The organism is Saccharomonospora sp. CUA-673, assembly GCF_001942305.1.
Lineage (GTDB): Bacteria > Actinomycetota > Actinomycetes > Mycobacteriales > Pseudonocardiaceae > Prauserella.
The window spans coordinates 42733-51585 of sequence record NZ_MKKE01000031.1 but is presented as its reverse complement, the minus strand read 5'-3'; the positions used below and the strand labels follow the sequence as shown (position 1 = coordinate 51585).

The window sequence follows — 8853 nt, the reverse complement described above, 5'->3', positions numbered from 1 at the left end:
ATTCCATCGCCGACCGGATGACCTCCCAGCTCGCCCTGGACGCGCTGGAATCGGCCGTCGCCCGCCGTGGTGGCCACGTCGCCGGCTGCACGCTGCACAGCGATCGTGGAGGCCAATTCCGGAGCCGGAAACTGCAGCAAGCGTTGTGGCGCCACCACATGCGCGGCTCGATGGGCCAGGTCGGCTCAGCCGGTGACAACGCCGCCATGGAGAGCTTCTTCAGCCTCCTGCAACGCAATGTGCTCAACCGCCGCACATGGGCCACACGCGAAGAGCTCCGCATCGCGATCGTGACCTGGATCGAACGCACCTACCACCGACGCCGCAGACAAGCCCGCCTCGGCCGCTTGACCCCCATCGAATACGAAACCATCATGAGCCACACCGCCACCCCGGCGGCCTAAACCACTGTCACAGTTTCCTTCAGCAGCCCCCACGCACCAGGCAGGGCGCAACCCACCCCACAACCGCCACACAACAACGAACCCTTGCGCCCTGCCTGGAGCGTGATAAACGAAACGAGAGGTCGACGGGATGACACGGAGCAGCGGCAAAGCCGCCCAACATCCCAGAGACCTGCCCGCCGGCGAGGCACCCCAACCCCCAAGCGCAGACCCCGCACCCAGAACGCCAAAACCGCGACGCGAACTGCTGACACGGCGACGAAGAACGCTGACACGGCGTCCACGAAATGCCAACACGGCGACGCGAAATGCCAACACGGCGACGTGGGGTGCTGACACGGCGATACGGAACGCAGACCCCCGGGGGTTACCACTTCCTCAGGACTGCCTCCGCCTCGTCGACGATGCCGTCGATGAGCTCCTCCACGGAGGGCAAGCCGTCCAAGAGACCGACGACCTGGCCGGAGGCGAGGACGCCGCTGTCGAGGGATCCGTCGACGAGGCCGGCGCGGAGGAGCATGGGGGTGTTGGCGGCCATGATGACCTCGCTCCAGGTGAATCCGCTGCGTCGTTTCATGCGGATGCCTTCGCGCAGCATGGCGGGCAGGGACAGTCCGGTGAGGCGGCGGAAGCGGACGGCGTTGCCGGCCGCCCGGGCGAGCCCGCGTACGGGGCCCGCGGTGTCGAGTTTCTCGACCATGGGAGTGCGCAGGACGCGGTGGGGGACGCCGTCGACGCGGCGGGTCAGCACGGTGTCGGTGGTGCCGCGTCCGAGGTAGTACTGCTTGACGGCGTCGGGGACGGTGCTGTCGCTGGTGAGCAGGAATCGGGTGCCCATGGCGATGCCGGCGGCGCCGTAGGCGAGCGCGGCGGCGAGGCCGCGTCCGTCGTAGAACCCGCCCGCGGCGACGACGGGGATGTCGACGGCGTCGACGACGGAGGGCAGCAGCACGGTGGTCGGCACGGACCCGGTGTGCCCGCCGCCTTCGCCGCCGGTGGCGATGACGCGTCGGCGCCCCAGGCTGCGACCTTCTCGGCGTGCCGGGCGGCCCCGACGGAGGGGATGACGACGACGCCGTGGTCGCGCAGTTTCGCGATCTGTTCCTTGCGCGGGGCGAGTGCGAACGAGGCGACCCGCACGCCGCGGTCGATGAGCAGGTCGATGCGGCGGTCGGCGTCGTCGGCGTCGGCGCGCAGGTTGACCCCGAACGGCCGGTCGGTGCGGTCGCGCACCTCGTCGATGGCGGCGGCGAGGTGGTCGTAGGTCATCGTCGCCGACGCGAGGATGCCGAGGCCGCCGGCCCGGGCGGTGGCGGTGACCAGGCGCGGCCCGGACACCCAGCCCATGCCGGTCTGCACGACGGGGTGCTCGATGCCGACGAGCCGCGTCAGCTCGGTGTCGATGCTCACGCCGGCACCTCGCGATCCCGCAGGCCGTCGGGGTCGAGCACGTCGCGGATGAGCCGCAGCTCCTCCGCGCCGGGCAGGCGGGTGGTGTCGGCGCCCGCGCAGTCGACGGGGAAGCCGGTCGCCGCGCTGACGTCTCCGGGGTCGACGCCCGGGTGCAGCGCCACGGCCCGCATCGCGTGGTCGGGTCCGCCGAAGTCGAACACGCCGAGGTTGGTGACGACGCGGTGCACGTCGTGGTGGCGCTGCGCCGCCGGTCCGGCCTTCGCGGCGTTGTCGTAGCCGACGCCCGCGACGACGTCGACCGCCTCGACGAACACCCGCGTGCTGTGCCGCGGCACCCAGTAGCTGGTGCGGTGGTTGACGGTGTTGCCGGGCGCGCCGCGCACCCCCAGCAGTTGTTTCGTGGGGCGGGCGTGGTCGCCGATGGCGGAGATGTTCTGGTTGCCGTACCGGTCGATCTGGTTGGCGCCCATCACCACGTGCCGCCGACCGTGCGGGACGATCGTGTCCAGCATGCGCCGGAACGGCTGCCATCCCTCGACCACGCCGTCGGCGTCGACGAGGTAGGCCTGCCCGTCCGAGAGCATCAGGTCGGGGGCGAACGTCGCCCGCGCCAGTTTCGCGCCCCACGACGGCACCGCGCCCATCGGACTGGCGACGATCTCGCCGTCGTCGCGGAACAGGTCCGCCACCGCGGCGATCGCCACCTCGGCCCTCGTCACGTCGCTCATGCCGCCACCCCCGAAAATGCGCGCACCTCACGCTGATACGCCGCCTCGTCGCCGGACAGGAAGCGGTCCACGAAGGACGGCCAGGCGTCCGGATCCTTCGCCGAGTCGACATAGTGCTTCTGGAACATCTCGTCCCGCCCGTAGTCCGGTGCGGCCGTGGTGAAATGCGCCCCGCCCGGCGATTCGATCACTCCGTCCACCATGGACCGGTTCACCACGAGCGACTGCACCGGGCCGAGTTCCGTCAGCTCCGATGTGGACACGACCTGTTCGGTGGACACGAACCGCTTCTCGGCGGCGAGGCAGAACAGGTCGTCGGCGTACGGGTCGGGGCCGAGGTACTGGGCGTTGCCCCTCTGGTCGGCGCGGTTGAGGTGCACGAACGCCACGTCCAGCGGTTGCGCCGGCACGGCCAGCAGTTCCTCGCCGTCGGCGTACGGGGAGGTCACGGTCCGCAGCTGCGGCGACAGGCGCGGCACGTCCGAGCCCAGCCCGGCGCGCGTGGGCAGGAACGGCAGCCGCTGCGTCGCCGCCTGCAGCGCCAGCAGGAACATGCCCTCGTCGTACTCGGTCACCTCGACCGACGCGGTCTCCCTGGCGCGGCCGAAGTGCGGGTCGAACGGGATCGAATCCAGCGTCACGAAGCCGAACACGACCCGCCGCACCTTGCCCGCCGCGCACAGCAGGCCCACGTCGGGTCCGCCGTAGGACACCACGGTGAGGTCCTTGACGGGGCTGCGCAGGATCGCCCGCACCACCGACATCGGCTTGCGCCTGCTGCCCCAGCCGCCGATGCCGATCGTCATGCCGTCGCGCAGGTCGGCCACCGCATCGTCGACCGTCGTGCGTTTGTCGCCCATCACGAGCCCTTCTCGTCGAGGAACGCCTGCCGCGCGTCGTCCGCGGCCCCCAGCAGGTTCAGTTCGAACGTGAAGCCCTGCTCGAACCGGTAGCTGCGGTGCACGTCCTGCGGGTCGATGCCGTTCAGCGCCTCCTTCGCGGCGCGGATCACGCGCGAGTCCTTCGCCGCGATCGAGCGCGCCACGTCGAGCGCCGCGTCATCCAATTCGGACTGTGGAACCACGTCGTACACCGAACCGAACCCGTGCAGCTGGGCGGCCGTGACGCGGCGTGCGGTGAAGTACAGCGTCCGCATCAGATGCGGCGGTACGAGCCGCGCCAGGTGCGTCGCTGCGCCCAGCGCGCCACGTTCGACCTCCGGAACGCCGAACGTGGCGTCGTCGGAGGCGACGACGACGTCGGCGTTGCCGACCAGGCCGACCCCGCCGCCGAGGCAGTGCCCGTGCACGGCGGCCACGACCGGCACCGCGCAGTCGTACACCGCGCCGAACGCCGCGTAACAGCCCCGATTCGCACCCACCAAAGCCTCGTACCCACTGGAGGCCTGGATCTCCTTGATGTCGACGCCCGCGTGAAGCCGCGGCCCTCGGCGCGCAACACCACGACGTGCACCGCGGGGTCCTCGCCGGCGGCGCGCACCGCATCGGCCAGCGCGAACCAGCCCGCGACCGTCAGCGCGTTGACCGGCGGCGCGTCCACCGTGACCACCGCGATGTGGTCCTCGATCAGCTTCGTCGTGATGCTCATCAGCCTGCTCCGTACACGGGTTCGGGGGCCGGCGCCTTGGCCAGCAGATCGGCGACGACCGGGCCGAGCTCGGTCGGGTCCCATCTGCCGCCCTTGTCGATCTCCGGTCCGCGCCGCCACGACTGCGCCACCGACACGGCACCACCCTCCACTTCGAACACCCGACCCGTCACCCCCGACGATTCGGGGCTGCCCAGCCACACCACCAACGGCGACACGTTCTCCGGTGCCATGGCGTCGAATCCGTCGTCCGGGCGCGCCATCATGTCGGCGAACACCTCCTCGGTCATGCGGGTCCGCGCCGACGGGGCGATCGCGTTGACCGTCACCCCGTAGCGCGCCAGTTCCGCCGACGCCACCACCGTCAGGCCCGCGATCCCGGCCTTGGCGGCCGAGTAGTTCGCCTGTCCGACGCTGCCCAGCAGACCCGCGCCCGAGCTCGTGTTGATCACGCGCGCGTCGCGGGTGCGCCCGGCCTTCGCCTCGCCGCGCCAGTAGGCCCCGGCGTGCCGCAACGTCGCGAAATGCCCCTTGAGGTGCACCCTCAGCACCGCGTCCCACTCGTCCTCGCCGAGGTTGACCAGCATTCGGTCGCGCACCACGCCGGCGTTGTTCACCAGCACGTCGAGTCCGCCGAACCGCACGACCGTCTCCTCGACGAGCGCCTGCGCGGCAGCGAAGTCCGCGACGTCGTGAGTGCTGGCCCACGCCTCGCCGCCGCGTTCGGCGATCTCGGCGACGACATCGGCGGCGGGCCCGTCGCTCGCGTCCGTCCCGTCCAGGCCGCGCCGACGTCGTTGACGACCACACGCGCACCGGCGTCGGCGAACGCCAGCGCGTGCGCCCGTCCGATCCCCCGGCCCGCGCCCGTCACGATGACGACGCGGCCGCGGCACAGTTCGTTGCTCATTGCTCTCCCGTCGGTGTTCCGGTCCCGGGGCTGTCGGTCTCGGCGGTGCGTTCGCCGCGCTCGGCCGCGGCGAGGAATGCGGGCCGCTCTCCCCCGCCGTGCACGAGCAACGAGGCGCCGGTGACGTACGAGGCGAGCGGAGAGGCGAGGAACGCCGCGCAGTTCCCGATCTCCTCGGGGTCGGCGAGCCGGCCCAGCGGCACGGTGTCGCCGACCGCGGCGATGCCCTCGTCGCTGCCGTAGTGCAGTGCCGCGTTCTCGGTGCGCACCATGCCCACGGCGAGTGCGTTCACGCGTACCTTCGGTGCCCATTCGACGGCCAGACTCGCCGTCAGTCCGTCGATTCCGGCCTTCGCGGCGCCGTAGGCGGCCGTGCCGGGCGAGGCGCGGCGGCCGCTGACGCTGCCGACCATGACGATCGATCCACCCGAGTCCTGGCTCTGCATCACGGCATTCGCCTGTTGCGCGACGTGCAACGGCGCGAGCAGATTCAGTTGCACGACCTTGTCGTGGAATCGCGGTGACGCCTCGGCCGCGTCCGCGTACGGCGCTCCGCCCGCGTTGTTCACCACCACGTCGAGCCGCCGATGTCGATCAAGAACCTGTTCCATCATCACGGCGATCTGCTCGGGATCGCGGACGTCGCACCGTACGAACTCGACGCCGCCCGCGGCCGTGTTGTCACCGTCCTCGGGCGGGGTCCGGCCGCACACGACAACCGTGGCCCCGCGCTGGCGAAACGCCGACGAGATGCCCGCGCCGACACCTCGCGCACCGCCGGTCACCAGCACGACCGCACCGTCGTAGGACAGTTCCCGCGTCGCCACCGACACCTCCGATCATTGCCCGCCCCCAAAACTAGAACATGTTTCTATTCGGGACAAGGTCGGGTGGCAGAGACTTCCCGCCGGAATCGGACACACCTAGAGTGGGTTTCTCCAGTCAACGACGACCAGGAGCCCGATATGGCCGCACCCGCAGCGAACACACCGTCAGCTCACCCGTACATCGTCACGGCCGATCCCGACACCGACACGATCGCGGGCCTCCTGCGGCGCAACGCCACGGAGTTCGCCGACCTACCGGCTCTGACCTCCCTCGACGTCGACGGCGCTCCCACGCACACGTGGGCGCAGTTGCAGGACGACGTGGCGGCGCTGTCCCGCGGACTCGCCGACCTCGGCCTCCGCTCGGGACAACGCATGCTGATCATGGCGCCGAGCGACCCGAGCACATCCTCGTCGACCTCGCCGCGATGAGCCTCGGCGCGATCCCGTGCACCGCGTACTCGACCCTGAGCAGTGAGCAGATCGACTTCGTCGCCCGGCACAGCTCCGCACCGATCGTGGTCCTGGCCGGCGAGGCGGAACTCGAGCGCTGGCGGCCGGTGCTCGACGACCTGCCCGCACTCGAGCGGGTGGTGATGATGGACGCCGCCGCCATCCCCGCGGACGACGATCGCTTCGTCGCCTACACCGAGCTGCGCGACCAGGGCGCGGCGGCCCACGCCGCCGACCCGGACACCTACGAGCGCGCGGTCGCCGACATCCGGCCCGACGACCCGCTGTCGATGATCTACACCTCGGGCACCACGGGGAACCCGAAGGCGTCGTGCTCTCGCACCGCAACGTCATCCACCAGGGCGTGGCGTTGCGCAACCGGCACGACAGCCCACCCCATCTGTCCAATGTGGCCTACCTGCCGCTGGCGCACATCGCCGAGCGGGTGCTGTCGATCTACCTGCCGATTATCGGCGCGGGCCACGTGCACACGCTCGGCGACCCGACGGGTGTCGTCGGCGCGCTCGGACGCGTGCATCCCATGCAGTTCTTCGGCGTCCCGCGCGTGTGGGAGAAGATGGCCGCCGGACTGCGCAACATGCTCGCCGGACTGCCCGAGGAGAAGCAGACCGCGCTGATCCAGGCCAACGAACTGCTGCAGCAGGGCTACAAACTCCGCAGTGCGGGCGAACCCGTGCCCGACGAGCTCGCCGAGCGCATCGCGCAGGCCGACGAGAAGGTCCTCGCACCGGTGCGCCAGATGCTCGGGCTCGACAAGCTGTTCCTCGCCTCCAGCGGCGCCGCGGCGCTGCCCGTCGACGTCCTGTACTTCATCGCCGGTCTCGGTGTCGAGATCCACGAGGTGTGGGGGCTGTCCGAGACGACCGGCGCGGTCACCGCCAACACGGCGGGCGCGTTCCGCGCGGGCACCGTCGGCAAACCGCTGGACGGGGTCGAGGTCACGCGCGCCGAGGACGGCGAGCTGCTGGTGCGCGGGCCCATCGTGTTCCTCGGCTACCTCGACGCCGACGGCACGATCGTCGACGTCACCGACGACGACGGCTGGTTCGCCACCGGCGACATCGGCACGATCGACGACGACGGCTACGTCTCGATCACCGACCGCAAGAAGGAGCTCATCATCACCGCGGGCGGCAAGAACATCGCCCCGACCCGCATCGAAGGACTGCTCAAGGAGCATCCGCTGATCGGCCAGGCCGTCGCCATCGGCGACAACCGGCCGTACGTCAGCGCGCTGATCGTCCTCGACGACGAGAGCGCGCCGGTGTGGGCGGCCGCCCAGGGCATCGAGGGCCTCGAGGGCGCCACACCGGCGGAGCTGGCCGAGCATCCCCGGGTGCTCGAGGAGATCGAGAAGGCCGTCGCCGCCGCCAACGACCGGCTGGCCCGCGTCGAGCAGGTCAAACGGCACACGGTGCTGGCGAAGGCGTGGACACCCGAGAGCGGGGAGCTGACGCCGACGTTGAAACTCAAGCGTCGGGTCATCAACGACCGCTACCGCGACGACATCGAGAACCTCTACGGGTCCTGAGGGCTCACGCTCCCGCCGCGCTGAGCCACGTGCGCAGGAGCGGCGGGACACGCTTCTCGAGGCCGTAGGGCTCCAGGTGCGGGCCGAAGACCTCCTCGAACGCGCGGTGGACGCTGTCGGCGTCCCACACCTCGCGTTCGAGGATCGGCGCCTTCAGGTGCGGCTGGCCGACGATGTGCAGCTGCGGTCCGTTGCAGCGCACCATCTGGCCCGTGATGCCGGCCGAGAGGTCGCCGAGCAGGTACAGCACGAGGGGCGCGATGCGGTCCGGCGTGCGTTCGGGCGGGCAGGCACGTAGTGCCCGTTCCGACGTCCACACCATGCGCGTGTGCGCGAGCGGGCACACCGCGTTGACCCGGATTCCCGCGTCCTCCATGTCGAGCGCCCACGAGTACGTCAACGACGCGACCGCGCCCTTGCTGGCCGCGTAGGCGCCGAGCTTGCGCTGACCGAGCGAGGCGCCGGAGCTGATGTTGACGATCGACCCGCCGCGTCCGGCGGTCACCATCGCCCGAGCCGCGGCCATGCCCGTGTAGAGCACGCCGAGCACGTTCGTCTCGACCAGCGTGCGCACGCGGTCCACGTCGTCGTCCCACGGCAGTGCCTCGTGGTTGACGGCCGCGTTGTTGACCAGCCCGTCGATCGCGCCGAACGAGCTCGTGCACAGCTCGACGAGCTCCTCGGTCTGCTCCGGGTCGCGCACATCGTGGCCGCTCGCGACGGCCCGCCCGCCCAGGCTCTGATGTCGGTGGCGGTGGACTCCGCGAGGTCGGCGTCGACGTCGTTCACGACGACGGCCGCGCCCGCGCGTGCGGCGTGCACGGCGAACGCCTCCCCCAGGCCACGGCCGGCACCGGTCACCACGACGGCCTTGCCGTCGAGGGAGTGCCTGTCCCACGCGTCCATGTCGACCTCCCGCACCGGGCCGGGTACCGGCCCGTCAGAGCCGCCGGGGGTC

The 8853-nt window shown here is 70.9% G+C and carries 4 protein-coding genes and 5 pseudogenes; 2 read left to right on the top strand and 7 right to left on the bottom strand.

What is annotated here, in order from left to right; all coding sequences use genetic code 11:
- Positions 1 to 404: DDE-type integrase/transposase/recombinase (locus tag BJF85_RS14965; RefSeq protein WP_139320566.1), on the top strand; the 404-nt coding region annotated here is incomplete at its 5' end.
- Positions 405 to 771: 367 nt separating this feature from the next.
- Here the strand turns inward: BJF85_RS14965 and BJF85_RS14960 are convergent.
- The 6 genes and pseudogenes from BJF85_RS14960 to BJF85_RS14935 form a co-directional block, all read right to left on the bottom strand.
- Positions 772 to 1808 (bottom strand): annotated as a pseudogene (locus tag BJF85_RS14960) (NAD(P)H-dependent flavin oxidoreductase).
- A gap of 2 nt (positions 1809 to 1810) precedes the next feature.
- The gene (locus BJF85_RS14955) at positions 1811 to 2545 is read right to left on the bottom strand and encodes a CoA-transferase subunit beta (protein ID WP_075848294.1); all 735 of its coding nucleotides are present in this window, start codon (positions 2543 to 2545) and stop codon (positions 1811 to 1813) included.
- Positions 2542 to 3405 carry a CoA transferase subunit A gene (locus tag BJF85_RS14950; RefSeq protein WP_075848292.1) on the bottom strand — a complete coding sequence of 288 codons (864 nt, stop codon included), beginning with the start codon at positions 3403 to 3405 and terminating at the stop codon, positions 2542 to 2544. Before BJF85_RS14950 ends, BJF85_RS14955 begins: the two co-directional genes overlap by 4 nt.
- Positions 3405 to 4153, bottom strand: a pseudogene (locus BJF85_RS14945) (enoyl-CoA hydratase family protein). Before BJF85_RS14945 ends, BJF85_RS14950 begins: the two are co-directional and overlap by 1 nt.
- A pseudogene (locus BJF85_RS14940) lies at positions 4153 to 5063 on the bottom strand (SDR family oxidoreductase). The pseudogenes BJF85_RS14945 and BJF85_RS14940 overlap by 1 nt, the downstream one beginning before the upstream one ends.
- The gene (locus tag BJF85_RS14935) at positions 5060 to 5890 is read right to left on the bottom strand and encodes an SDR family oxidoreductase (RefSeq protein ID WP_139320648.1); all 831 of its coding nucleotides are present in this window, start codon (positions 5888 to 5890) and stop codon (positions 5060 to 5062) included. Before BJF85_RS14935 ends, BJF85_RS14940 begins: the two are co-directional and overlap by 4 nt.
- Before the next feature lie 138 nt (positions 5891 to 6028).
- Between BJF85_RS14935 and BJF85_RS14930 the strand changes: the two are divergent.
- A pseudogene (locus BJF85_RS14930) lies at positions 6029 to 7895 on the top strand (long-chain fatty acid--CoA ligase).
- Positions 7896 to 7899: 4 nt separating this feature from the next.
- Here the strand turns inward: BJF85_RS14930 and BJF85_RS14925 are convergent.
- Positions 7900 to 8801: pseudogene (locus BJF85_RS14925) on the bottom strand (SDR family NAD(P)-dependent oxidoreductase).
- Between the last annotated feature and the right edge of the window lie 52 nt (positions 8802 to 8853).

Excerpts from the sequence above, each read along its gene's own strand:
- BJF85_RS14955 (WP_075848294.1), bottom strand. The coding sequence starts at position 2,545 with ATGAGCGACGTGACGAGGGCCGAGGTGGCGATCGCCGCGGTGGCGGAC.
- BJF85_RS14950 (WP_075848292.1), bottom strand. The coding sequence starts at position 3,405 with ATGGGCGACAAACGCACGACGGTCGACGATGCGGTGGCCGACCTGCGC.